We start from the raw sequence: 579 nt of genomic DNA, 5'->3' as shown, positions 1-579 counted from the left end.
CCCCTACGGGGAAAAGTCAAAGGCATAAAAAAAGCACCTTATCGGTGCCTTTTTTACTCTACAATCTTTCGTCTATATTTGCTGTTTTTCTTATACCAGTTAAAGAATATATTATTATTTAAATCCTCGTCTGTTTCTTCCTCGTCATTCAATAATAACATTTCTTCTTCTGATACATCTTCGCTGAATATATCTTTCAGCACTCCACCCGTAGAGACAAATCTCATCTTATGGACTTGTCTTGTCATCTCGTGAAACCATTCACGATCTGCATACATATCTGCTGGCTTTACTGAATACTTCAAAGTCTCTGCAACAGCATGTTCCATGCCGTCTTCACCCATTTTTACCACTTCACCCGTCTTCTTGTTCCTGACTGCTTTAATCTTTACTGACGGTGTGTAATCCACACCTAAACAATCCCTCCAAAGTTCACTCCAAGCCTCATTTTTCATATAACCGATATTAAAATAAGTAGACTTCATGAATAATAACACATGAAAGTGAGGGTGTGCCGTTCCGGTCTTCGATCTTGTTATTTCAGTTGTCTTGATAAAACCCAGATTATAAGTTTTAAAA

At 37.3% G+C, this 579-nt stretch carries 1 protein-coding gene; it reads right to left on the bottom strand.

Annotated features, from left to right (window positions below):
- Positions 1 to 53: 53 nt before the first annotated feature.
- Positions 54 to 579: protein rep (locus AB4070_RS18545; RefSeq protein WP_441981402.1), on the bottom strand; the 526-nt coding region annotated here is incomplete at its 5' end.

Origin of the sequence: Microbacterium sp. 2RAF4, from assembly GCF_052115285.1 — a bacterium.
Taxonomy (GTDB): Bacteria; Actinomycetota; Actinomycetes; order Actinomycetales; family Microbacteriaceae; genus Microbacterium; species Microbacterium oxydans.
The sequence above is the reverse complement of the archived record's forward strand: the minus strand, read 5'-3'. Positions and strand labels throughout refer to the sequence as shown.